At 38.3% G+C, this 23,131-nt stretch carries 20 protein-coding genes and 1 riboswitch; of the genes, 6 read left to right on the top strand and 14 right to left on the bottom strand.

Annotated features, from left to right (window positions below; all coding sequences use genetic code 11):
• Positions 1-40 precede the first annotated feature (40 nt).
• The 5 genes from sucD to moaA form a co-directional block, all read right to left on the bottom strand.
• Entirely contained in the window at positions 41-913 is an 873-nt protein-coding gene (gene sucD / locus A6B43_RS08555) for a succinate--CoA ligase subunit alpha (protein ID WP_124210551.1), read from the bottom strand.
• An 11-nt stretch (positions 914-924) separates the two neighbouring features.
• Entirely contained in the window at positions 925-2,091 is a 1,167-nt protein-coding gene (gene sucC / locus A6B43_RS08550) for an ADP-forming succinate--CoA ligase subunit beta (protein ID WP_124210550.1), read from the bottom strand.
• 66 nt (positions 2,092-2,157) lie between these two features.
• Entirely contained in the window at positions 2,158-3,357 is a 1,200-nt protein-coding gene (odhB, locus tag A6B43_RS08545; RefSeq protein ID WP_124210549.1) for a 2-oxoglutarate dehydrogenase complex dihydrolipoyllysine-residue succinyltransferase, read from the bottom strand.
• A 51-nt stretch (positions 3,358-3,408) separates the two neighbouring features.
• Complete coding sequence (gene sucA / locus A6B43_RS08540) at positions 3,409-6,213, bottom strand: 2-oxoglutarate dehydrogenase E1 component (RefSeq protein ID WP_124210548.1); 2,805 nt, start codon at positions 6,211-6,213, stop codon at positions 3,409-3,411.
• Between the two features lie 556 nt (positions 6,214-6,769).
• Positions 6,770-7,798, bottom strand: a complete 1,029-nt coding sequence (gene moaA / locus A6B43_RS08535) for a GTP 3',8-cyclase MoaA (RefSeq protein ID WP_124210547.1) — start codon at positions 7,796-7,798, stop codon at positions 6,770-6,772.
• A riboswitch (molybdenum cofactor riboswitch) is annotated at positions 7,787-8,026 on the bottom strand. Its footprint overlaps the gene before it by 12 nt.
• A 170-nt stretch (positions 8,027-8,196) precedes the next feature.
• On the opposite strand from moaA, the gene A6B43_RS08530 reads away from it, so the two are divergent.
• The 3 genes from A6B43_RS08530 to xseA are packed head-to-tail and all read left to right on the top strand — an operon-like array spanning position 8,197 to position 11,162.
• Positions 8,197-8,607, top strand: a complete 411-nt coding sequence (locus tag A6B43_RS08530) for a DUF423 domain-containing protein (RefSeq protein ID WP_124210546.1) — start codon at positions 8,197-8,199, stop codon at positions 8,605-8,607.
• Positions 8,600-9,688: a 23S rRNA (cytidine(2498)-2'-O)-methyltransferase RlmM gene (gene rlmM / locus A6B43_RS08525; protein WP_124210545.1), complete on the top strand. Its 1,089-nt coding sequence runs from the start codon at positions 8,600-8,602 to the stop codon at positions 9,686-9,688. Before A6B43_RS08530 ends, rlmM begins: the two co-directional genes overlap by 8 nt.
• A 7-nt stretch (positions 9,689-9,695) precedes the next feature.
• Positions 9,696-11,162, top strand: a complete 1,467-nt coding sequence (gene xseA, locus A6B43_RS08520) for an exodeoxyribonuclease VII large subunit (RefSeq protein WP_124210544.1) — start codon at positions 9,696-9,698, stop codon at positions 11,160-11,162.
• 103 nt (positions 11,163-11,265) lie between these two features.
• Here the strand turns inward: xseA and parC are convergent, their stop codons facing one another.
• Positions 11,266-13,524 carry a DNA topoisomerase IV subunit A gene (gene parC / locus A6B43_RS08515; protein ID WP_237306890.1) on the bottom strand — a complete coding sequence of 753 codons (2,259 nt, stop codon included), beginning with the start codon at positions 13,522-13,524 and terminating at the stop codon, positions 11,266-11,268.
• Between the two features lie 284 nt (positions 13,525-13,808).
• On the opposite strand from parC, the gene A6B43_RS08510 reads away from it, so the two are divergent.
• On the top strand, positions 13,809-14,018 hold the full coding sequence (locus A6B43_RS08510; protein ID WP_237306889.1) for a tetratricopeptide repeat protein: 210 nt from the start codon (positions 13,809-13,811) through the stop codon (positions 14,016-14,018).
• A gap of 63 nt (positions 14,019-14,081) precedes the next feature.
• On the opposite strand, the gene mglC is transcribed toward A6B43_RS08510, so the two are convergent.
• From mglC to moaC, 8 genes are all read right to left on the bottom strand, one after another.
• Positions 14,082-15,089: a galactose/methyl galactoside ABC transporter permease MglC gene (gene mglC, locus A6B43_RS08505; protein WP_124210542.1), complete on the bottom strand. Its 1,008-nt coding sequence runs from the start codon at positions 15,087-15,089 to the stop codon at positions 14,082-14,084.
• Positions 15,090-15,106: 17 nt separating this feature from the next.
• A complete protein-coding gene (mglA, locus tag A6B43_RS08500; RefSeq protein WP_124210541.1) occupies positions 15,107-16,621 on the bottom strand; it encodes a galactose/methyl galactoside ABC transporter ATP-binding protein MglA in 1,515 nt (504 codons plus the stop codon).
• Positions 16,622-16,773: 152 nt separating this feature from the next.
• Entirely contained in the window at positions 16,774-17,766 is a 993-nt protein-coding gene (gene mglB, locus A6B43_RS08495; RefSeq protein WP_124210540.1) for a galactose/glucose ABC transporter substrate-binding protein MglB, read from the bottom strand.
• A gap of 204 nt (positions 17,767-17,970) precedes the next feature.
• Entirely contained in the window at positions 17,971-19,911 is a 1,941-nt protein-coding gene (locus tag A6B43_RS08490) for a tRNA(Met) cytidine acetyltransferase TmcA domain-containing protein (protein ID WP_124210539.1), read from the bottom strand.
• Positions 19,911-20,399: an rRNA maturation RNase YbeY gene (ybeY, locus tag A6B43_RS08485; RefSeq protein WP_124210538.1), complete on the bottom strand. Its 489-nt coding sequence runs from the start codon at positions 20,397-20,399 to the stop codon at positions 19,911-19,913. Before ybeY ends, A6B43_RS08490 begins: the two co-directional genes overlap by 1 nt.
• 62 nt (positions 20,400-20,461) lie before the next feature.
• On the bottom strand, positions 20,462-20,914 hold the full coding sequence (moaE, locus tag A6B43_RS08480) for a molybdopterin synthase catalytic subunit MoaE (RefSeq protein WP_124210537.1): 453 nt from the start codon (positions 20,912-20,914) through the stop codon (positions 20,462-20,464).
• On the bottom strand, positions 20,915-21,160 hold the full coding sequence (gene moaD / locus A6B43_RS08475; protein ID WP_124210536.1) for a molybdopterin synthase sulfur carrier subunit: 246 nt from the start codon (positions 21,158-21,160) through the stop codon (positions 20,915-20,917). It abuts the gene before it with no gap.
• A 25-nt stretch (positions 21,161-21,185) separates the two neighbouring features.
• On the bottom strand, positions 21,186-21,674 hold the full coding sequence (gene moaC, locus A6B43_RS08470) for a cyclic pyranopterin monophosphate synthase MoaC (RefSeq protein ID WP_124210535.1): 489 nt from the start codon (positions 21,672-21,674) through the stop codon (positions 21,186-21,188).
• 160 nt (positions 21,675-21,834) lie between these two features.
• Between moaC and udk the strand changes: the two genes are divergently transcribed.
• Both udk and dcd read left to right on the top strand, forming a co-directional pair.
• The gene (udk, locus tag A6B43_RS08465) at positions 21,835-22,482 is read left to right on the top strand and encodes a uridine kinase (protein ID WP_124210534.1); all 648 of its coding nucleotides are present in this window, start codon (positions 21,835-21,837) and stop codon (positions 22,480-22,482) included.
• Positions 22,483-22,490: 8 nt separating this feature from the next.
• On the top strand, positions 22,491-23,075 hold the full coding sequence (dcd, locus tag A6B43_RS08460) for a dCTP deaminase (RefSeq protein WP_124211013.1): 585 nt from the start codon (positions 22,491-22,493) through the stop codon (positions 23,073-23,075).
• The last annotated feature ends 56 nt before the right edge of the window (positions 23,076-23,131 follow it).

Genomic DNA, 23,131 nt, shown 5'->3' with positions numbered 1-23,131 from the left:
CAAATCCCCTAAATTAGTCTTTAGGGGATTTCTAAATGGATTATTTATTTAATACTTCTTTTAAGGCAGAACCGATATCTGCAAGACTGCGTACAGTTTTGACACCAGCAGCTTCAAGGGCTGCAAATTTTTCATCAGCAGTGCCTTTACCACCACTGATGATTGCACCAGCGTGTCCCATACGTTTACCTTTTGGTGCAGTAACGCCTGCAATATAGCTTACGACAGGTTTAGTGACATACTCTTTAATGAATGCAGCAGCTTCTTCTTCCGCAGAACCACCAATTTCACCAATCATTACAATGGCTTCTGTTTGTGGATCTTCTTGGAAAAGTTTTAAAATATCAATGAAGTTTGAACCCGGGATTGGATCACCACCGATACCGACACAAGTGGATTGTCCAAAACCTTCATCAGTAGTTTGTTTGACCGCTTCGTAAGTTAATGTGCCAGAGCGAGAGACAATCCCAATTTTACCTTTTTTATGAATATTACCTGGCATAATCCCGATTTTGCACTCTTCTGGGGTAATTACACCTGGGCAGTTTGGCCCAATCATACGAACGCCTGTTTCATTTAAACGTTGTTTTACTTCCAACATATCTAAAGTTGGGATACCTTCTGTGATACAAACAATCAGTTTAATACCTGCGTCAATCGCTTCTAAAATTGCATCTTTACAACCACCTGCTGGAACATAAATAACCGTTGCGGTAGCACTCGTTTGCTCAACCGCTTCACGTACAGTATTAAAAACAGGTAAGCCTAAGTGGGTTGTGCCACCTTTACCAGGGGAAACGCCACCAACTAGCTTTGTACCATAAGCAAGAGCTTGTTCTGAATGGAATGTACCTTGTCCGCCAGTGAAACCTTGGCAAATTACTTTTGTATCTTTATTGATTAAAATTGACATTCTATTTCCCCTTAGTTGCCATTTGCTGCTTTTACAGCTTGAACTGCTGCATCAGTTAAGGTATTTGCTGCGATAATATTTAAGCCACTTTTTGCTAAAATTTCACGGCCAAGTGGTGCATTATTGCCTTCCAAACGTACTACAACTGGCACATTTACGCCCACTTCATCAACGGCTGCGATAATACCTTCTGCAATGAGATCACAGCGAACAATACCGCCAAAAATATTCACAAGTACCGCTTTAACAGCTTTATCTGATAAGATAATTTTAAATGCTTCAGCAACACGTTCTTTAGTTGCACCGCCTCCTACATCAAGGAAATTCGCTGGCTGTCCGCCGTGTAATTTAACAATATCCATTGTCCCCATTGCTAAACCTGCACCATTAACCATACAGCCGATATTACCTTCTAAGGCAACATAGTTAAGCTGATGAGATTCGGCTAGTGCTTCTCTTGGATCTTCTTGGCTAGGATCTTGCATTGCTTTAAGTTCAGGTTGGCGATAAAGTGCATTACTATCTACAACCATTTTGGCATCTAAGCAGAGTAAATTGCCTGCTTTGGTAATCACTAATGGATTAACTTCTAATAATGCTAAATCTTTCTCAACAAACATTTTCGACATTTGGACGAAAATATGGCTAAATTGTTTGATTTGATCGCCTTTTAATCCGAGCTTAAAGGCAAGTTCACGTCCTTGATAAGGCATTCCTCCAACAAGGGGATCGATTGCAATTTTATGTAATAAATGAGGTGTTTTTTCTGCGACTTCTTCAATATTTACGCCACCTTCCGTAGAAACCATAAAAACAACACGTTGTGATGCACGATCTAAAACGGCTCCAAGATAAAGTTCTTTTTCGATACCACAACCTTCTTCGATATAGATTGTGTTTACAGGCTGGCCATTTGCATCTGTTTGAAAGGTAACTAAGCGTTTTCCAAGCCAATTATTGGCAAATTCACGAACTTCTGCTTCATTTCGAACTAATTTTACTCCACCAGCTTTACCTCGTCCGCCTGCATGTACTTGACATTTAGCGACCCAAACATCGCCAGCCAGTTGTTTAATTGCTTCAGCTGCTTCATCGGCTGTTTTGCAAGCGATACCTTTTCCCACAGGTAATTGGTATTGTGCAAAAATTTGTTTTGCTTGGTATTCGTGTAGGTTCATACAATATCCTCTGTTGTTAGATTTCCTATAATTAAACCGCTTGTTTATAAGCGGTTTGATTGTGGATTAAATTTCCAATAATAAACGAGTTGGGTCTTCTAGTAGATCTTTAATAGCCACTAAGAAACCAACGGATTCACGACCGTCAATTAAGCGGTGATCGTAACTTAATGCAAGATACATCATCGGGCGAATAACAACCTGACCATCAACGGCAACGGGACGATCTTTAATAGCGTGCATACCTAAAATAGCACTTTGTGGGGGGTTGATAATCGGGGTAGACATCAATGAACCGAAAACACCACCATTGGTAATAGTGAAGTTACCGCCTGTTAAATCTTCAACGGTTAATTTACCATCACGTCCTTTTTCTGCTAGTGCTTTAATTTGTTTTTCAATTTCTGCCATACTTAATTTATCGCAATCACGCAAGACAGGAGTAACCAGCCCACGAGGAGTAGAAACTGCGATGCTGATATCAAAATAGTTATGGTAAACTACATCATCGCCATCAATAGATGCATTGACTTCTGGATAGCGTTTCAGTGCTTCGACTACGGCTTTAATATAGAAAGACATAAAACCTAAACGAACGCCGTGTTGTTTTTCAAATTTATCGCCATATTGTTTGCGTAAACTCATAATTGGTTGCATATCCACTTCATTAAACGTAGTCAGCATTGCCGTTGTATTTTTAGCTTCAAGTAGGCGTTCAGCAATCCGTTTACGCAAGCGGGTCATTGGTACACGTTTTTCGCTACGAGCAGAGTAAGCAACTGAATTTAAAGTATTTTCAACTTTTTCTGTGACTTTTTCTGATTTACGTTTTGCAATAGTCGCTTCAATATCTTCACGAGTAATACGTCCACCTACACCTGTACCTTTTACTTCTTCCGCCGTTAAATTATGTTCAGCAAGTAAACGGCGAACCGCAGGGCCTTGCGCTTCTGAATCATTGTCTGTGTTCGTACTAGCGGTTGGTTCATCGTTAGATTTTGTTGTTTCTTTAGCTAAATCGCCTGCTTGTAGGGCAGAGAGAGTACCTAAGAGTTGTTTACTGATAACCGTAGCACCAGTGTCTTGTAAAATTTCGGTTAGGACACCGTCTTGTGTGGCTGGGACTTCTAAGACCACTTTATCGGTTTCAATTTCTACAATTACTTCATCACGTTTTACGGTATCGCCTGCTTTTTTATGCCAAGTTGCCACCGTTGCGTCTGCCACCGATTCTGGCAAATCTGGAACAAGAATTTCGATAGTCATAGTTTTTCCTTTTATATATTATTCCCCTTTCCAAAGGGGAATGTTTAAAAATTATAGAGTTAAAGCATCTTCTACGAGTTGTTTTTGTTGTTTCGTATGCAGGGACATATAGCCTACTGCAGGTGATGCTGAAGCAGGGCGGCCTGCGTATTTTAATTTTGCATTATCTGGAATCGATGCTTCAAAGTTATGTTTGCTACAATACCAAGCGCCTTGATTTTGTGGCTCTTCCTGACACCATACATAATCCGTAACGTGTGCATAAGGCTCAAGCGCTTTTTTCACATCATTGTGTGGGTATGGGTACAGTTGTTCAATCCGAATAATTGCGACATCTGTTTGCTGATTTGCTCGGCGTTGTTCGAGAAGATCGTAATAGACTTTACCAGAACAAAGAACAATACGCTTAACACCTTTTGGATCAAGTTCATCAATTTCTGGAATAACATTTTGGAATTCGCCATTGACTAATTCATCAAGAGTTGAAACAGCAAGCGGGTGGCGTAGCAATGATTTCGGTGAAATTGCAATCAATGGGCGACGCATTTTACGGATAGCTTGACGGCGAAGCATATGATAAACCTGTGCTGGCGTCGATGGTACACAAACTTGCATATTCTGTTCTGCACAAAGTTGCAAATAGCGCTCCAAGCGAGCTGACGAGTGTTCAGGCCCTTGCCCTTCATAACCGTGTGGTAATAACATCACTAATCCACACATTCTGCCCCATTTTTGTTCACCAGAACTGATAAATTGGTCAATTACGATCTGTGCACCATTAGCAAAATCACCAAATTGTGCTTCCCAAATGGTTAATGTTTTAGGATCGGTTGTTGCATAGCCATATTCAAATGCAAGCACAGCTTCTTCAGATAATACAGAATCCCACACTTCAAAGCGGCCTTGATTACCGTGAAGTTTTGTGAGAGGGACATAGCCTGTACCATCATTTTGATTATGAATAACTGCGTGACGGTGGAAGAATGTTCCTCGACCTGCATCTTCACCTGATAAACGAACGTTAATGCCTTCATCAAGTAAGGTTGCATATGCCATTGTTTCTGCCATACCCCAGTCGAATAGTTTATTACTATTGTACATTTCTCGGCGGTCATTATAGATTTTTTCAACACGAGAATGTGGACGAACATTTTCTGGATAATCACAAACACGTTTTGCGATTTCTAAGAAACGGTCACTAGAGAATTTACTTTCGTAGCTATCTGTCCATTCATAGTTCAGATATTGTAACCAATCAATTGTTGCCATATTCATTTCACGCCATTCGCTGACAACACGATCACCGTTATCTAATGCATCACGGTAGCGGTTCATCATTTCTGTTTCATCATCATTTGTGATAATTCCTTCAGCAATTAGGCGATCAGCATACACTTTACGAGGGGTTGGGTGCTTCTTAATAATGCTATACATCATTGGCTGAGTTGCTAGTGGCTCATCAGCTTCATTATGTCCGTGGCGACGATAAGAGATTAAATCAATAAAAATATCACGCTTAAATTTGCAACGATATTCTACTGCCATACGGGCTGCAAAAGCGACTGCTTCAGGATCATCGCCATTGACGTGAATGATTGGCGCTTGAATCATTTTCGCAATATCCGTACAGTATTCTGTTGAACGGGTATCATTAGGGTTTGATGTAGTAAAACCGATTTGGTTATTGATAACAATACGAATGGTACCACCAACAGTATAACCACGAGCTGCAGACATATTTAAGGTTTCTTGAACGATACCTTGTCCAGCAACCGCTGAGTCGCCGTGAACGGTAACGGCTAGAACTTTATTATGTTCTTTATCTTGAATTCGAGTTTGTCTTGCTCGTACAGAACCAACGACAACAGGACTGACAATTTCTAAATGAGATGGGTTGAAAGCAAGGGCTAAGTGAACTTTTTTATCATCTACAGCGAAGTCTGATGAGAAACCTTGGTGATATTTTACATCGCCTGTGCGATCCCCTGAATGTTTACCAGCAAATTCATCAAATAATTCAGCAGGTTTTTTACCGAGCACATTGATGAGCATATTTAAACGACCACGGTGAGCCATTCCCATTACTACATCAGTAATGCCTTCACGGCTTGCTTGGCGAATAATTTCTTTCATCATTGGAATAAAAGCATCACTGCCTTCAAGGGAAAAACGTTTTGCCCCAGGGAATTTTGCTCCTAAATAACGCTCTAAACCATCTGCAGCAGTTAGTTCTTTTAACAAGTTAATTTTTTCATCACGGGTAAAAAGAGGCTGATTAACAAAACTTTCCATTTTAGTTTGTAGCCAGTTTTTTTGTTCCATATCTTGAACGTGCATAAATTCAAGACCAATACTTCCGCAATAGGTTTTTTTCAATATTTCTGTAAGTTCACCGAGTTTTATCATCTCTTTATTGTAAACAAAGCGATTGATATTAAAGGTTTCATTTAGATCTTGTTCAGTAAAGCCGTGATATTGATAATTTAACTCAGGAACTTGAGAGGTTTTCCAACGGTAGTAATTAAGCGGATCGAGATTAGCTTCCAGATGACCACGGAAACGATAAGCATTGATAAATTGCATAATTTTGACTAATTTTGCACTGGCTTCAGGGTCAATAACTGTAACCGCCTGAGTACTATTTTCTCGTGCTAAACGGCGGAAATAATCACGCACTCTGGCGTGTGATTGTTCGGGTGTTGTTGTTTCAGGAAGTCGAGCAAAAATTGCCTGCCAACTCTCATCAACACTTGCAGGATCATCAAGATACTGCTCATAGATTTCTTCAACATAAGATTGATTAGCTCCACCTAATGCTGTGGAAGAAAGCCATTCATCAAGATGTTTATGTTGCATACAAGACCTAACCTTATTGAGTAGTGTATTTACAGATAGAATACGTTGCGATTATACTGAATTTAATGGCAACAAAACCAAAAAACGCTGTGAGCAAATGATGATTTGTCAGCGATAGATCAATAGCTATATTATGCCTGAAAATAAAAGGAAAAAATGTGATACAAGTCTAATTTTCACAAAAATGTAACAAATTTTAGATGAAATAAGTTAAGTGATTGATTGTGTAGGCTAAAATATATACTGTGTTGGTTATTCACTCTATATTTTATACAAATCTAAGAGCGTTAGAATCAAAATATAGTATTTGTGATCGCAGTTTTATTTACTTGGTTTATTTACGATAAAATCAATGAAATGGAGCAAATTAGTCTTCAAAATATTTTTATGTCAAGAGATGTATAATATTCAAGATAAACAGTTACGTTTAGCGATGAAGAAGGAGTATTCAGTAATTACTTAGTACCTAGATTGCTAAATATGTGGATTAAACAAACAACCGATTGCATTTCTTTATTTAATTTAGCAAGCGGTCGTTTTCTAAAATAATTAGCCATTAGCCCCCAATGCTAGCGAGATTATTTCGTACACCACTGTCGCCAATATGCAGATAATGATGTTCTCGTTTGCCTTGTAATGCTGCTTTCAAACGAGCCTCAAGTTGTAGCTGTTGAGTATCGTCCTGTAATAGATCACGTAATTCAATACCTTCTTCCCCAAATAGGCAAAGATGTAGTTTTCCAAGGGCAGAAACTCGTAGGCGGTTACAACTGGTGCAGAAGTTTTTTTCATAAGGCATTATTAGCCCAATTTCACCTTGATAGTCAGGGTGGGCCAGTATTTTAGCTGGACCATCGGTTATAGATTTTGGTTGTAATTGCCAGCCTTCTTCAGTTAGACGTTGTAAAATTGCCTGTCCTGAAAGATGTTGCTGATGAAAGAACGTGTCCATTTCGCCCGTTTCCATTAGTTCAATAAAACGCATTTGAATAGGGCGATCTTTGATCCAGTGTAAAAATTGATCTAAGCCTTTTAGCGTGTATTGTTTCATTAAAACCGCATTGACTTTCACTTTCTGATAGCCAATTTCAAAGGCATTATCTATTCCATTTAAGATAGTTGATAATTTATTTTCCCCAGTAATTAAATGAAATTGACGAGGGTCAAGGCTATCAACGCTGACATTAATATGTGTAATGCCTGCTTGTTGCCAAAGAGCAACATCACGTTCCATACGGTAGCCGTTCGTTGTTAAAGCAACTTGGCGAATACCTGCTGTTTGTGAAATAGTGTGAGCAATTTCTAAAAAATCTTTACGCAGAGTCGGTTCTCCGCCTGTAATTCTCACTTTCTCTGTACCAAGATCTGCAAAAGTACGCACAAGTCGTTGAATTTCTTCTACGGAAAGAAAACGTTGTTTATGAGATGAGGGGCGATACCCATCGGGTAAGCAGTAGTTGCAACGGAAATTGCAGACATCAGTAATGGATAAACGTAAATAGACATATTGCCGTGCAAAGCGGTCAATAAGACCTGAAATTTCACGTTGGTCATTACCGATATTTTTTATCGGAATAGATTGCATTTGACACCTTTCTAAATACGAGTGGACAAGCAATTTCTCGCTAATCCATTGAATTCCTTAATTTATTATATTGAAAGAATTACTGGCTGGCTGCCATATCAAGCAAAAATATTATTTATCTAACCGCTTGTTTAGGTTTAATTTAATTGTTTAGCTATTTAATTAAACAAATAAGAAGCAGTGAAGTCGCATTGACTTAGGCACACAAGCTCGGAGTCTGTGAATAAATCACTATTCTAATTAGAGTAGCATATTTACGCAAGCAACAAGCGACTTTTTCCTTTACTTTATTTGTAATGGTATGGCTTGTTGCTTGATATACCGTAGTTGATCTGATAGAGTTTTAAAAGAATTACCTGCCAATTTTAACCATTCATTACAGCTTATAAGGAATAAAAATGAAAAATAGATGGCTATTTATTGCCGCATTAAGCGGATTTTTTTGCGTTGCGTTTGGAGCAATTGCAGCCCACGCATTGGAACATATACTTTCAGAACAGGCGTTAATTTGGATTGATAAAGGTATGAAATATCAGATGTTTCATACCTTAGCACTGTTTGGGCTAGGGCTTTTTCAAATTGCAAATAATCAGCAAAATCCGCCCGCTTGTCGAGCAAAAGCGTTCAATATTATTGGAGGTAGTTGGACATTAGGCATTCTACTTTTTAGCGGTAGTTTATACGCTCTTGCGCTTGGAGCAAGCCGAATTTTTATTTGGACAGTACCAATAGGTGGAATATCTTTTTTAATCGGTTGGGCAGCCTTAATTTTTATTAGTTTCAAACAGCGTAAGAATAATAATGAATAAATTAGCATTATATTGCCGAGTCGGTTTTGAAAAAGAAGTAGCAGGCGAAATTAGCGATAAAGCCACTGAACAGGGTATTTTTGGTTTTGCTAATCTGAAAGAAAATAGTGGTTTTGTTATTTTTGAATGTTATCAAGCAGGTGATGCCGATAAATTAGCCCGATCATTAAAATTAAATAAACTGATTTTTGTACGTCAAATGATTGTAGTGGGTAATTTATTGCAGAATTTACCTGAAAAAGATCGAATAAGCCCAATTTTGGCAGAATATCAACAACTCAATCCGATAAATAGTTCTGATATTGTGGTTGAAACGCCAGACACAAATGAGGCGAAAGAATTACTGACTTTTTGTCGTAAATTTACTGTACCGTTACGGAATGCTTTAAAAGCTCAAGGGTGGCTTAAAAAGAGTGAATATACACAAAATAGCGTTACCTTACACATTTTATTTATTGGTTCGGGGAAATGCTATGTAGGCTATGCTTATAACCATAATCGATCTACCCATTTTATGGGGATTCCTCGCCTAAAATTCCCAGCAGATGCACCAAGCCGTTCAACCTTAAAATTAGAAGAAGCTATTTTGACTTTTATTCCTACTTCAGAAGAGAAAAAACGGTTGAATGATCAAATGATCGGGGTAGATTTGGGAGCTTGTCCGGGCGGTTGGAGTTATCAGCTCATCAAAAGAGGCGTTTTTGTTTATGCGGTTGATCACGGGAAAATGGCAGATAGCCTCCACGAAACGGGCAGAATAGAACATTGTGAAGAAGATGGCTTTAAATTTCAGCCGCCGAAACGTAAACAAGTGCATTGGTTAGTATGTGATATGGTTGAACAGCCAATGCGTATTGCAAAATTAATAGCCAAATGGATTATCAACGGCTGGTGTAAAGAAACAATTTTCAATTTGAAATTGCCGATGAAAAAACGTTATCAGGAAGTAAAATTATGCCTTGAGTTTTTAGAGACAGAACTCGCTAAACACGGTTTTTGGTTTAAAATTCAAGCAAAACACCTTTACCACGATAGAGAAGAAATTACTGTACATATCGCTATAATGGGTAAAAAACAGTAGGTATTTTATGAAAAATAATATCCTAACCGTTAGCCAACTTAATTATTCTGTACGTCATCAGCTAGAAGCTGAATTTGGGCATATTTGGCTTGTAGGGGAAATTTCAAATTTTAGCCAACCTGTTTCAGGGCATTGGTATCTGACTTTAAAAGATGAGCAAGCACAGGTTCGTTGTGCAATGTTTAGAATGAAAAATCAGCGAGTTAATTTCCAGCCACGTAATGGGGTACAGGTGCTAGTTCGGGCTGGAGTAAGTTTATATGAGCCTCGAGGTGATTACCAAGTCATTATTGAAACAATGCAACTGGCGGGCGATGGTATATTGCAACAGCAGTTTGATCAGTTAAAAATGAAATTGGCGGGCGAAGGGCTATTCGCCCAAGACCATAAAAAATCATTACCCAGTTTTGTTAAGCGAGTGGGAATTATTACTTCATCAAGCGGTGCGGCATTACAAGATATTTTGCATATATTGCACCGCCGTGATCCGAGCTTACAAGTAGTTATCTACCCTTCAATGGTACAAGGGAAAGAGGCTACGCACGATATTGTTATGATGGTTGAACTAGCCAATAAACGACAAGAGTGCGATGTGCTTATTGTGGGGCGTGGTGGCGGTTCTTTAGAAGATTTATGGTGTTTTAACGAAGAAGCGGTGGCGAGAGCGATTTATCACTCAAAAATTCCAATTATTAGTGCCGTTGGGCACGAAACGGACGTAACCATTGCTGATTTTGTTGCAGATGTAAGAGCACCAACGCCTTCAGCTGCCGCAGAATTAGTGAGTCGGGATCGACAAGAGCTTTATCGCCAGCTACAACATCAACTAGATCGTGCAAGTTTAGCTTTCGATCGAATATGGTCTGAAAAAATTGGTTATTTTAAGCACCTTTCATCTCGTTTAATAATGCAACATCCTGCAAAATTATTGCAACATAATCGTATTCAGCTCAATCAATCGCAGAAAAGAGTAGAACGGGCAATTTTTCATATTTTGAGCTATCGTCAGCAACAAATTCAACAACTTGAACATCGGCTTAATACGCAACATCCACAGCGTCAGCTAGCTCATCAACAGCAACAATTTATTACATTGAATAAACGTTTATTACAGCAGATTGAACAAGTGATGTTGAGAAAACAGCAGAAATTGCAAAATGTACGCCAGCGTTTGGCACGAAATCCTCTGCCAAATCGGGTAAGTACAGCTCAACAACAGTGGCAACATTTGAACCAGCGGTTACTTTATGCAATGGAAAACAGATTAAACAGCCATAAAATGGCTTTCCAACAGTATTGCGTTCAGTTAGAAAGTTTAAGCCCCCTTAAAGTGTTATCACGAGGGTATTCGGTTACCCAAAATAGTGAGGGCAAGGCACTATTATCAGTAGAAAAAATCGCTGTGGGTGAGCAAATTACAACTCGATTGGAACAAGGCGAAATTATTAGCCAAGTATTATCAATAAAACCTTAGCAAGCGGTTATTTTAGGATAAAATTTGCGAATTGAATGTAAGAAATAAAAAAGATCGTGAAGTACGATCTTTTTTAGTAAGCATAAAAGGTAAAAGAACGGCGTTAATCTACAATATTTACCACAGAATCCGCATTAAGCCCACGCAGTGAAGCGCCTTTCCTTGCACGTTCCCCTCGATATTGTGCAATATCGTTTGGTTTTAGTACGATTTTGCGTTTGCCTGAAGTAAATACAAGTGATTGGTTAGGGCGAATAATCAATAAACGGTTCAATAATTCTGTACCTGCTTTGGCGGCTGCACTAGAAATATTGATAATTTTATTGCCTTTTCCTTTCGACAACATTGGCAGTTCTTTTACTGGGAAAACTAGCATTTTTCCAAGGCTACTCATTGCAACTAATAAATTATCATCATTTTCATCTAGGCATTGTGGCAGTAGCACTTTCGCATTTTCTGATAAGGAAATGACCGCTTTCCCTGCTTTATTACGAGAAATCAGATCGCTAAATCTACTAATAAAGCCATAGCCTGAATCTGATGCCATTAGAATGGGCGTGTTTTCTTCTGCCATCAAAACGTGTTGTATGCTTGCTCCTTCAGGGAGGTTAATTTTGGTTGTAATAGGCTCGCCTTGTCCTCGAGCAGAAGGTAGAGATAACGGATCAAGAGTATAGCAACGCCCTGTGCTATCAATAAAAACCACGGGCTGATTACTTTTTCCTGAGGTATGAGCGAGATAATTATCGCCAGCTTTAAAACTCAGTTTATCAATTTCAATATCTTGCCCTTTAGCTTTGGCACAACGCACCCAGCCTTTTTCTGAGAGAATGATCGTAACATCTTCAGCGGGAGTGAGTTCACTTTCGGTAATGGCTTTGGCTTCTGCTCGTTCTATAATCGGTGAACGGCGTGGGCTGGCGTAAAGTTTTGCATCGGCCTGAATTTCTTTTTTAATCAACGTACTTAAACGGCGTTCAGAACCTAAGGTTTCTTGTAAATATTGTTTTTCGTCCGTTAATTTTTGCATTTCTGCTTGCAATTCTTGCTCTTCTAATTTTGCCAAATGGCGTAAGCGTAAATTTAAAATGGCTTCGGCTTGAATTTCGCTTAATGCAAAGCGTGCCATTAATTCACTTTTAGGCTCATCTTCATTGCGGATAATTTCAATCACCTCGTCAATATTCAAAAAGGCGATTTGTAAGCCATCTAAAATATGTAAGCGGTTAAGAATTTTATCTAAGCGGAAATTTAAACGGCGAGTAACCGTTGTTCGGCGAAATACGAGCCATTCCGTTAAAATGGTGTGCAAATTTTTAACTGTCGGTTTACCGTCAAGCCCAATCATATTCATATTGATCCGATAACTTTTTTCGAGATCGCTTGTTGCAAATAAGTGGCTCATGAGTAATTCACAATCGGTACGTTTGCGAACTTCAAGCACAATACGAATTGGCGTGCTATGATCTGACTCATCACGAATATCATCAACCATTGGCAGTTTTTTATTTCGCATTTGGTTAGCGATCTGCTCAATAATCTTAGAGGGCGAGGCTTGATGCGGAAGAGCGGTAATAATCACCTGATCATTTTCTTTGTGCCAAATCGCTCGCATTTTGATTGAGCCTTTACCTTGCTCATACATTTTCACAATGTCTGCTTTTGGCGTGATGATTTCAGCGTCTGTTGGGTAGTCAGGGCCTTGTACAAATTCAAGTAAATCGGCTAAACAAGCGGTCGGATTTTCTAATAATTTTACGCAAGCATCGGCTAATTCATTGATATTATGGGGCGGAATATCCGTTGCCATTCCAACGGCAATACCTGTTGTACCATTGAGTAAAATATGAGGTAAGCGAGCAGGTAAGTATTTAGGCTCTTCTAATGAACCGTCAAAATTAGGCTGATAATCAACAGTGCCTTGACCTAATTCAGCTAATAACACATCGGCAATTTTGGCGAGTTTAGATTCCGTATAACGCATTGCCGCAAAGGATTTTGGATCATCAGGCGCACCCCAGTTCCCTTGCCCATCAATTAACGGATAGCGGTAAGAGAAAGGCTGTGCCATTAACACCATTGCCTCATAACAAGCACTGTCGCCGTGGGGGTGGAATTTACCTAATACGTCCCCAACTGTGCGGGCAGATTTTTTATATTTTGCAGACGCATTTAACCCAAGTTCAGACATTGCATAGATAATTCGGCGTTGTACAGGTTTTAGCCCATCGCCAATAAATGGCAAAGCTCTATCCATAATGACATACATTGAATAGTTTAGATAAGCTGCTTCGGTAAACTGCCTAATTGGCATTTTCTCAATGCCTTCATAATTCATACTTTCACTGGTTTGTTCGGTCATAGTTTATCTTAAAGAAATGTCCCTTTATAACAAGGGGATTTTGAGAAACACTGTATTTTTATAGAGTGTATTTTCGCTTATTTCAGCCTGTTTGTCTATGGAAAGAGAGCTAAAGTATGGTGTTCTATTATCTATCTCAACGTTTAATATTTCATTCAGTCTGCATATTTTTTATAGTGTATTTGGCTATTTTTAATCACGTCTAACAAATCAAATTTATGATGAAAAAATCAATTCTTTCAGTCTTGTTTTATTTAACAACGTTAACTTATTCGGCTAATTCTATGGCTTTATCTCCGCCTTTAGAAGAAATTAAACAAGCGGCGGAACAAGGAGATGCAAAAGCGCAATATAACCTCGGTGTGGCGTATGATAATGGTCAAGGTGTGCCACAAAGCTATATTGAAGCGAAAGCGTTGTATAAACAAGCCTGTGAAAATGGAAATCAAAAAGGCTGTGATCAGTATAAACGTTTAAATTTGTCAGGTTATTAAATAAGCGTTAATAAAGTAATTCCCCTACACCTTTTAAAATGTATAGGGGAATTATTTTTCTTGTTATTTTTTCTTCGCATATTTTAGCGAGTCGATCGCTACGGCGAAAATAATAATGCTTCCTTTGATGATATATTGCCAGTAAGGGTTTACGCCGATGTAGGTTAAGCCATAGTTGATTACGGTAAAAATGAGTACTCCTGTAATCACACCGATTACTGTGCCTACGCCACCAGCAAAGGAAACGCCCCCAACCACGCAAGCAGCAATCGCATCAAGTTCATACATAAAACCTAAATTGTTTGTGGCAGAGCCAATTCTGCCTGCTTCTAACATTCCACCAAAGCCGTAAAACATACCTGCTATCATATAAATTACTACTAAATTGCGTGTGACATTTACCCCTGAAACACGAGCGGCTTCGGGGTTGCCACCAATGGCGAAGATATTTTTACCGAAGCGGGTTTTGTTCCACATAATCCAGACTAAAAATGCGGAAATCGCAGCATAAATAGTAATGTAAGAGAGGTGAAAAGATCCAATTTTAAAAAAACCTTGAGTAAAATTTGAAAAATTATCGTTAAAACCTGCAATAGGTGATGACCCTACGGCATCATAATAGAGAGAGTTTATGCCATAGACGATAATCATTGTCCCCATTGTGGCAATGAATGGTGTTACATTGAGATAGGCAATCACGATACCGTTAATCAACCCAATCAATGCCCCTACAATACAAACAATCAATATGACAACGGGAATAGGAATTTCACCTAAATTAGGGAAAACACGGTTTATATTATCTATTGCTTGCAATAATGTAGCGGAAATAACCGCTGCTAACCCCACCTGACGACCTGCGGATAAGTCTGTGCCTTGTGTAATCAATAAGCCTGCAACACCTAATGCAATGATTAAGCGAACGGACGATTGGGTTAAAATATTGCTGAAGTTTCTTAAACTTAAAAAGCTCGGATCTTGTGCAATAATGATGACTAATAAAATCAATAATACGAAATAAATCGCATTTTGTTTGAGAAAATCTAAAGATTTATTTTGAGTAAAAGCCATAGCGATTCCTTTTAGTTTTATAAATATTTTGCAGATAGTTGCAAAATCTCTTCTTGAGTGGTATTTGCTGTTTCAACAATGCCCGCTACTTTACCGTTGCTCATTACTAGAATGCGGTCGGTAACCCCTAATAATTCAGGCATTTCAGACGAGATCATAATGATTCCTTTATCTTTCTGTGCCAGTTGCATTATGAGCTGATAAATTTCAAATTTTGCACCGATGTCAATGCCCCTAGTCGGTTCATCAAGCATTAAAATTTCAGGTTGGGTGAGTAGCCAACGTCCAATCACGACTTTTTGCTGATTTCCACCAGAGAGTGAGCCAATGTGCGTACGGTGAGATGGCGTTTTTACATTCATTGAACTGATAACCCACTGGGTATCACTTTTCATTTTTTTATTGTTTAATAAGCCAAATGGACTGATATAGGATTTTATATTTGAAATTAACGAGTTAAACTCAATATTCAAATTGGCATAAATTCCCGTGGAACGGCGTTCTTCCGTTACTAAGGCAAAGCCATTGTTTATTGCTTCTAAAGCGGTGTGATTTTTCAATAATTTCCCGTGCAGTTTAATTGTGCCGCTTTTGCGTTCTCGCACACCGAAAATTGTTTCAACAATATCAGTGCGTTTTGCCCCAACTAAGCCTGCAATGCCTAAAATTTCCCCTTTGCGTAAGGAAAAACTAACGTCTTCAATAGAAGGTTGATTTAATGCGGTTAAATTTTCAATGTCTAAAATCACTTCTTTAGGCGTATTAGTTTTGGCAGGGAAGCGTTGGGTCAGCTCTCGCCCTACCATCATTGAAACAATACTGTCCATTGTACAATCTTTGATGGTTAAGGTATTGATCCATTTTCCATCTCGTAAAATGGTAATTTCATCACAAATTTTGAAAATTTCGTCCATTTTGTGTGAAATATAGATAATGCCACAGCCCCGATTTTTCAGTTTTTCAATGATCTTAAATAGATGATCGACTTCTTTTTCTGAAAGTGAAGAGGTTGGCTCGTCCATAATCACAATTTTAGCGTTGTAAGAAAAGGCTTTGGCAATTTCAATCATCTGCATTTGTGATACAGATAAATTTTCGACTTTCTCTTTTGGGTCAATATTGATTTCCAATTCATCAAAAATTGCTTTGGTATCTCGATACATTTTAGCGTGATCGACAAAAATACCTTTTAATGGATAACGCCCAAGCCAAAGGTTGTCCATTACATTACGTTGGCGGACAAGGTTTAGCTCTTGATGAACCATTGAAATGCCGTTTTCAAGAGCTTCTTTAGAGGTTTTAAAGTGAGTGGGTTTACCTAAAAAGAGAATTTCTCCTTCGTCTTTGGTATAAATACCAAATAAACATTTGAGTAAGGTTGATTTGCCTGCGCCATTTTCTCCCATTAAGGCGTGAACGGAATGAGATTTCACCGTTAAATTTGCGTGATCTAAGGCTTTCACCCCAGGAAAGGATTTGCTGACATTTTTCATTGTCAGAAGTATTTGGCTATCGTTTTTTTGTCCTGTCATATCCAACCTTGGTAACACGAAATGCGTTAAATTTAGTTAAAGATAAGCGGTAAGATGTGCAAAATTTTTGTAAACAGACCGCTTGAAGTAGGCAATACGTCCTTTTTATAAAAACAAAAGGGGAGGCCTGCTCCCCTTTGATTTATTTAGGGTTATTTTAAAAAGTCAGATAAATTGTCTTTATCTACACCAACGTAAGGAATACGCAGAACTTTATTTTTTAATTCCCATTTTGTACCATCTGTAATTGGTTTACCTGTGGCTAAATTATTCGATAATTGCACAATAACTTTACCTTGTGTAACACCATCATTTAGAACAGTTCCCGCAATTTCCCCTTTTTTGATAAGCTGTAATACTTCAGGCAATGCATCAACACCAAAAATTGGTAATTTTTTACCGTGTGCTTTTGTGGCTTCTAATGCCCCCATTGCCATACCATCATTATTGGCGATGATAACTTCAATATCTTTAGCCTTAGAGCTTGATAGCCAAGCATCCATTTTGTCTTTTGCTAAAGCAGCGTCCCACATACCGGTATCTTGGAAAATTTGTTCAGTTTGAATGCCGACTTTATTTAATTGTTCGATCACATATTTCGTGCGAGCTTCTGCATCAGGGTGTCCTGGTTCGCCTTTTAATAGTGCAAATTGAATTTTTCCGTCTTTATTTAAGTCAGCCGTTGGATTTGCTTTCCAATATTTTGCAATTAAATTTCCTTGAATTACGCCAGATTCTTGTGGGTTTGTGCCAACATAGTAAGCATTTTCATAACTGGCAATAGCGCTGTCGCCAGGATCTTTATTGAAGAAAATAACAGGAATATTATCAGGTTTTGCTTTGCCAATAATGGTTTTAGCTGCAGAAGGATCAACTAAGTTAATAGCTAAAGATTTTACGCCTTTAGAAATTAGAACATCAACTTGGTCATTTTGAATAGACTGTGCATTTTGAGAATCATTCATCAATAAATCAATGTTTTTAAACTGCGTGGCTTCTTTTTCGATCTCTTTACGCATCAATGACATAAAATTATCATCATATTTATAAATAGTTACGCCAATACGGTCAGCGGCTTGTGCCGATGTTGCCATAATGCCTAGCCCTAAAGAGAAAATGATGGAACTGAGTACGGTTTTTTTCATAATGATTCCTATAAATGAAGTTGGAATTTTGTTGTGAATAAATGTGATCATCAGTGTGATGATTGTGTAAAATTTTACGGGAAACAGAGAGAAAAAAACGTGATCTTATTCACAGAATAGCAAGGAAATTAGTGGAATGGATCTAAATGATAAGCCATTGTGCGATAACAGATGTTGCAATGGCTATGGAATAGAATGTTTAAATTATAAATTGCTTATATTTAAGGCATTATCGTTGCCTGTTAAAAACGTTTGAACATTTATTCGTAATTGGGTTACCCACTGTTTTTGATTAGAAGAAGGGGGGGTATTTGGGTTATCAAACCACATTTTTAAGTCGGAAAAATGGGTAGGATATGCGAACGCTAGCCGTTTTAAACTAACATAGCTACTTGCAAGAGAGCGTTTAGCTGTTGCAAACCCGTGTAGATTTCGCCAATCTTCTATGGCAAGTGTGAAGATAAGCGGTGTGATTTCCACTTTTTTTGTTAACAGAGAAGGGGTAATTCCCAGTGTTGTATAAAATGGTTGAAGTGGGAGGTCTCGTTCAAATTGGTAGATGGCTTGATCGGTAAACCGCTTACCTTTTGGGGAAATAGGATAGAGCATCATTGCACTGTGATAACCGCTACTTGCTTCACGAGTCGGAGTAATTTGAACAAGTTGAAATCCGCAGGCTTGCCAAAATTGGAGCAGAGGTTGGCTCATTCCAAAACTAACCGAGAGAAAATCAACAAGCGGTGGGCTTTGTGAGATAATTTGCGAAATTAACCGCTTTCCATAGCCTTTCTGCTGGTGGCTAATTTGCACTGCAAGGCGAGAAATTCGGACTGAACGTAGTTTACACGCATCAGGTAAATTTCCTTGATAACAGAGATATTGAGCAACTAAATTGCCGTGTGGACGCCTTTCACCACGCCAAATAGCGTTAGTTAAGCTCTCATCAAGCCCGCCTTCTGCCATTGCCCAACTACCTGCAATTAGTTGGTTATTGTGCCAAATAGCATCAAAATATTGATTTGGTGAATCAAATAGACGGCGGAGATCTGTGGGCGTTGTTTTGTAGTGCGCTTCACTCAATAGCTGAAAGAATTTAATTTTTTGGCAAATTTTTGGTGAAAACTGACCGCTTGTAGTGAAATCGGGTGTGCTATTTTCTAATAACAGCAACCGATGAATAAAATTCTCAAGAGAATCATTTTCGCCGTATCGTAAGGGCTGAGTCAATTTCCATTGTTGAGTTGAACGTTGTAGTTGAGCCTGTAATTTGAGCGAAAAACCACGCCCTGTGCCTTCATAGTTATGAGTTGTTGTGGTTAAAATAACTTTATCGAAATAGTGGCAGAATTGATTCAGTATTGGTAAAGGTAAACTGGCAGCTTCATCAACAAATAACCAGTGATGAGAAGAAATTTTGTGTGTGCTAATGAGTTGAAGTAGTTGATCTGGAGCGAAAAAAGCAATATCAGCAGATTCAATTTCTTTCCAAAAATTAGGCAAAACAGAATGACTACGAGCAGTGATAATGACTTGAGCAGTTTTTGCTAGCGTTTGAGCTAATTTACCTGAAAGGGTAGATTTACCTCGCCCCCGAGGTGCGGTGATCAAATGAATATCAGCTTGAGCAAGCGGTAGTTTGAGCAGAATATTTTTCTGTTCTAAGGTTAGTTGTTCCGTTGATATTTTTTGTTCTGAATAGTAATTGAATCTATTTTCCGAAACAGTGTAACGTTTTTTTGCTAAATGTAGGTTATTACAGATAGGAAAATTAAACTCTGCAACTAATTTTTGAAAATAATGATAGAAGTTGGGCGTTGTGATAGCAATATTGCCGTTCCAACGCAAAGCATCTAAATCAGTTTGTTCTGGTAATGTATCCCAGTTTGGGCAAATTAGATAAAGCGAGCCGTTTGACTGAATTGTCCCTGCTACAATGGCGAACGCATCAAGATTAAAGCAGATCCCCTGTTCTGCTCGCATATCATAAATAACATAGCTAAATTCCTGTCCGAGTAGGGTTTTTGCATTACTAAATGGAATGCTTTTAGCAATGTTGGGTACAATAATTTGCCCGAGAGCGGAAATTTGCGGAAGACAATTTTCTTCACTACATTTTTCAGGGGCGATTACCACTAATTTTCGCATTATTCAGCTAGTTTCTCACTGAGATAAGGATCTGCAAAGCCGAGTGTTTGCATAATGTTAGTTTCTAAACTTTCCATTTCTTCTGCTTCTTCATCTGTTAAATGATCATAACCTAATAGATGGAGTGTACCGTGAATAGCAAGATGAGCCCAGTGTGCTTCAATCGGTTTTTGCTGTTCTTTGACCTCTTGTTCAACAACTTGGCGACAAATGACTAAATCCCCTAATAGAGGTATTTCAATTCCATCTGGTATTTCAAATGGAAAAGAAAGTACGTTAGTTGGTTTGTCTTTGCCACGGTAGGTTAAATTTAAATTGTGGCTTTCAGGCTCATCAACAATACGTACGGTGATTTCAGTTTCAGGATAATTTTCTGTGTTTGCTTGTAGGGCTAAGGCGTGATGAATCCAGTGTCGAAACTGTTGTTCACTTGGAAGATCAAGGCTATTTTCACTTGCAATTTGAAGATCAATATAGAGGTTTTGCATAATAAAATCGATTTAAAAGTTATAGGGCTTGGTTAATCAAGTGGATAGATAAAATTTGTAAATTATTGCCATTTTAAGACCGCTTGCTGGTCGCTTTCTCGTCCTTCAATCCAGCGTTCGCCAGTATCAGTACGTTCACGTTTCCAAAATGGAGCTTTAGTTTTTAGATAGTCCATAATAAATTCATTAGCAGAATAAGCATCACCTCGATGTGCTGAACTGACACCGACTAATACAATTTCATCACCTGTATTGAGCTGTCCAATGCGATGGATAATAGAGATACGTTGTAGATCCCAACGTTGACGAGCTTGCTCTACGATCTCATTTAATGCTTTTTCGATCATTGTAGGATAATATTCTAAGTAAAGCCCAGATACGGTATCACCTAAGTTCATTTCTCTCACTTTACCCACAAAAATAGTGGTTGCACCGACACTGTTTTTTTCACTTAACCAGTTATAAATCGCATTTTGATCGAAAGGTTCTGTTTGAATATGAATTTGAGTTTCCATTTAGCCTCCAGTAACGGGTGGAAAAAAGGCAACTTCATCATTATCTTTTACTTCTGCTGAAAGTGGGGAAATAGTTTGATTTATTGCTACTAATAATCTCCCTGCTTCTAGCGCTAATGCCCATTTATTCCCTTTTTCAGCAAGATGTTGGCGAATTTCCTCTGCAGTATGGAAATTTGGTTCAAGCTCTAAGCGTTCTAATCCAATTAATTCACGGGTTTGAGCAAAAAAAAGTATGTTAATCATCTTTTATTCCTTTTCTATCTATTTATCAGTTTGCTGAATGTTGTGCGATAAAATCTCCAGATTTTCCACCGCTTTTTTGTAGTAACCGCACTTGTTCAATAATTATATCTTTTTGTACTGCTTTGCACATATCGTAAATAGTCAAGGCTGCGATACTGGCGGCAGTGAGGGCTTCCATTTCTACGCCTGTTTTACCCGATAATTTACATAGCGATTCTATCCGAACTTGGTTAGTCTCAGGTAGAGCTTCAAGAAAAATTTCTACTTTAGCTAACAGTAGTGGGTGGCAAAGGGGAATGAGTTCCCAAGTTCTTTTTGCTGCTTGAATACCTGCAATACGAGCAGTGGCGAAGACATCGCCTTTATGATGATTGCCAGATATGATCATTTGTAAGGTTTCTGCATTCATTGTGACTAAGGCTTCAGCTCGAGCCTCTCGAACACTTTCTTGTTTCATTGAAACATCAACCATATTGGCTTCACCATTTTGATTAATATGGGTAAATTGCATTATTTTTATCCTAAAGGTTATTTATTTTTATATAAGTGTAACGTAAAAAATTAAGTTGGTCATTTTCTACGAGAACAAGTAGTCAATTCTACTCAAAAATTTGCAAATTTTAAGGTATAATCCGACAGTTCCCCCTATTTCCCGAATTTAATAAGGATCTTATATGCCAACTGAAAATAAAGAGTGTATTGTTATTGCCATTGCTGGTGCATCTGCATCAGGTAAAAGTTTAATTGCATCAACTATTTACAAAGAATTAAAAGATGAGTTGGGGAATGATGATATAGGGATTATTTCGGAAGATTCTTATTATAGTGACCAAAGCCATTTAGCAATGGAGGAGCGAGTAAAAACTAATTATGATCACCCAAATGCAATGGATCACGATTTATTGGTTACTCATTTACAGGCGTTAAAACAAGGGCAAGCCGTTGATATTCCTGAATATGACTATACAGAACATAACCGTAAAACAACTGTTACCCACTTTTCGCCAAAACGTATTATTATTTTAGAAGGAATTTTGTTATTAACGGACGAATATATCCGTAATGAAATTGATGTTTCTATTTTCGTTGATGCACCGTTAGATATCTGTTTTATTCGCCGATTAAAACGAGATATGCAAGAGCGGGGCAGAACAATGGATTCAGTGGTAAGTCAGTACCGTAAAACGGTTAGGCCAATGTTTTTACAATTTGTAGAGCCTTCTAAGCAATACGCTGATATTATCATTCCGAAAGGTGGTAAAAATCGTATTGCTATTAATATTTTGAAAGCACAAATTAAGCAGTTATTAAAACAGAAATAGGATAAATGATGAGACTGTGCGACAGAGATATTGAGCGTTATTTAGATGAAGGCATTATTAGTTTAACTCCGAGACCGACTAACGATAAAATTAACGGAGCAACGATTGATGTGCGTTTAGGTAATTCGTTTCGGGTGTTTCGGGAACACGCTACCCCTTATATTGATTTAAGTGGCCCTCGAGAACAAATGGCAGCACAGCTTGAGCAAGTAATGAGTGAAGAAATTCTGATTTCAGATGATGAAGCCTTTTTTCTACACCCCGGAGAGCTTGCGTTAGCAACAACGTTAGAGTCGGTAAAATTACCAGCAAATGTCGTAGGTTGGCTTGATGGACGTTCATCACTCGCTCGCTTAGGCTTAATGGTTCACGTTACTGCTCACCGTATTGACCCCGGTTGGGAGGGGAAAATTGTGTTGGAATTTTTCAACGCAGGTAAGTTGCCGTTGGCATTACGCCCAAATATGGCGATTGGCGCATTGAGTTTTGAAATTTTAAGTGGCTATGCAGCACGTCCTTATAATGCCCGTAAAGATGCGAAATATAAAAATCAGCAAAGTGCTGTCTCTAGCCGTATCAATCAAGATGAGTGATGTTAGAGTGTAAATAAATTTGATAAAAAAACCGCTTGTTAGCCTAATAAATGGTA

The sequence above is a fragment of the Vespertiliibacter pulmonis genome (assembly GCF_013377275.1).
Classification (GTDB): Bacteria; Pseudomonadota; Gammaproteobacteria; order Enterobacterales; family Pasteurellaceae; genus Vespertiliibacter; species Vespertiliibacter pulmonis.
The sequence above is the reverse complement of the archived record's forward strand: the minus strand, read 5'-3'. Positions and strand labels throughout refer to the sequence as shown.

Excerpts from the sequence above, each read along its gene's own strand:
- A6B43_RS08490 (WP_124210539.1), bottom strand. The coding sequence starts at position 19,911 with ATGCGAAAATTAGTGGTAATCGCCCCTGAAAAATGTAGTGAAGAAAAT.
- rlmM (WP_124210545.1), top strand. The coding sequence starts at position 8,600 with ATGAATAAATTAGCATTATATTGCCGAGTCGGTTTTGAAAAAGAAGTA.
- sucC (WP_124210550.1), bottom strand. The coding sequence starts at position 2,091 with ATGAACCTACACGAATACCAAGCAAAACAAATTTTTGCACAATACCAA.
- sucD (WP_124210551.1), bottom strand. The coding sequence starts at position 913 with ATGTCAATTTTAATCAATAAAGATACAAAAGTAATTTGCCAAGGTTTC.
- mglB (WP_124210540.1), bottom strand. The coding sequence starts at position 17,766 with ATGAAAAAAACCGTACTCAGTTCCATCATTTTCTCTTTAGGGCTAGGC.
- moaA (WP_124210547.1), bottom strand. The coding sequence starts at position 7,798 with ATGCAATCTATTCCGATAAAAAATATCGGTAATGACCAACGTGAAATT.
- sucA (WP_124210548.1), bottom strand. The coding sequence starts at position 6,213 with ATGCAACATAAACATCTTGATGAATGGCTTTCTTCCACAGCATTAGGT.
- mglC (WP_124210542.1), bottom strand. The coding sequence starts at position 15,089 with ATGGCTTTTACTCAAAATAAATCTTTAGATTTTCTCAAACAAAATGCG.
- A6B43_RS08510 (WP_237306889.1), top strand. The coding sequence starts at position 13,809 with ATGGCTTTATCTCCGCCTTTAGAAGAAATTAAACAAGCGGCGGAACAA.
- udk (WP_124210534.1), top strand. The coding sequence starts at position 21,835 with ATGCCAACTGAAAATAAAGAGTGTATTGTTATTGCCATTGCTGGTGCA.
- ybeY (WP_124210538.1), bottom strand. The coding sequence starts at position 20,399 with ATGCAAAACCTCTATATTGATCTTCAAATTGCAAGTGAAAATAGCCTT.
- dcd (WP_124211013.1), top strand. The coding sequence starts at position 22,491 with ATGAGACTGTGCGACAGAGATATTGAGCGTTATTTAGATGAAGGCATT.
- A6B43_RS08530 (WP_124210546.1), top strand. The coding sequence starts at position 8,197 with ATGAAAAATAGATGGCTATTTATTGCCGCATTAAGCGGATTTTTTTGC.
- mglA (WP_124210541.1), bottom strand. The coding sequence starts at position 16,621 with ATGACAGGACAAAAAAACGATAGCCAAATACTTCTGACAATGAAAAAT.
- xseA (WP_124210544.1), top strand. The coding sequence starts at position 9,696 with ATGAAAAATAATATCCTAACCGTTAGCCAACTTAATTATTCTGTACGT.
- moaD (WP_124210536.1), bottom strand. The coding sequence starts at position 21,160 with ATGATTAACATACTTTTTTTTGCTCAAACCCGTGAATTAATTGGATTA.
- moaE (WP_124210537.1), bottom strand. The coding sequence starts at position 20,914 with ATGGAAACTCAAATTCATATTCAAACAGAACCTTTCGATCAAAATGCG.
- odhB (WP_124210549.1), bottom strand. The coding sequence starts at position 3,357 with ATGACTATCGAAATTCTTGTTCCAGATTTGCCAGAATCGGTGGCAGAC.
- parC (WP_237306890.1), bottom strand. The coding sequence starts at position 13,524 with ATGACCGAACAAACCAGTGAAAGTATGAATTATGAAGGCATTGAGAAA.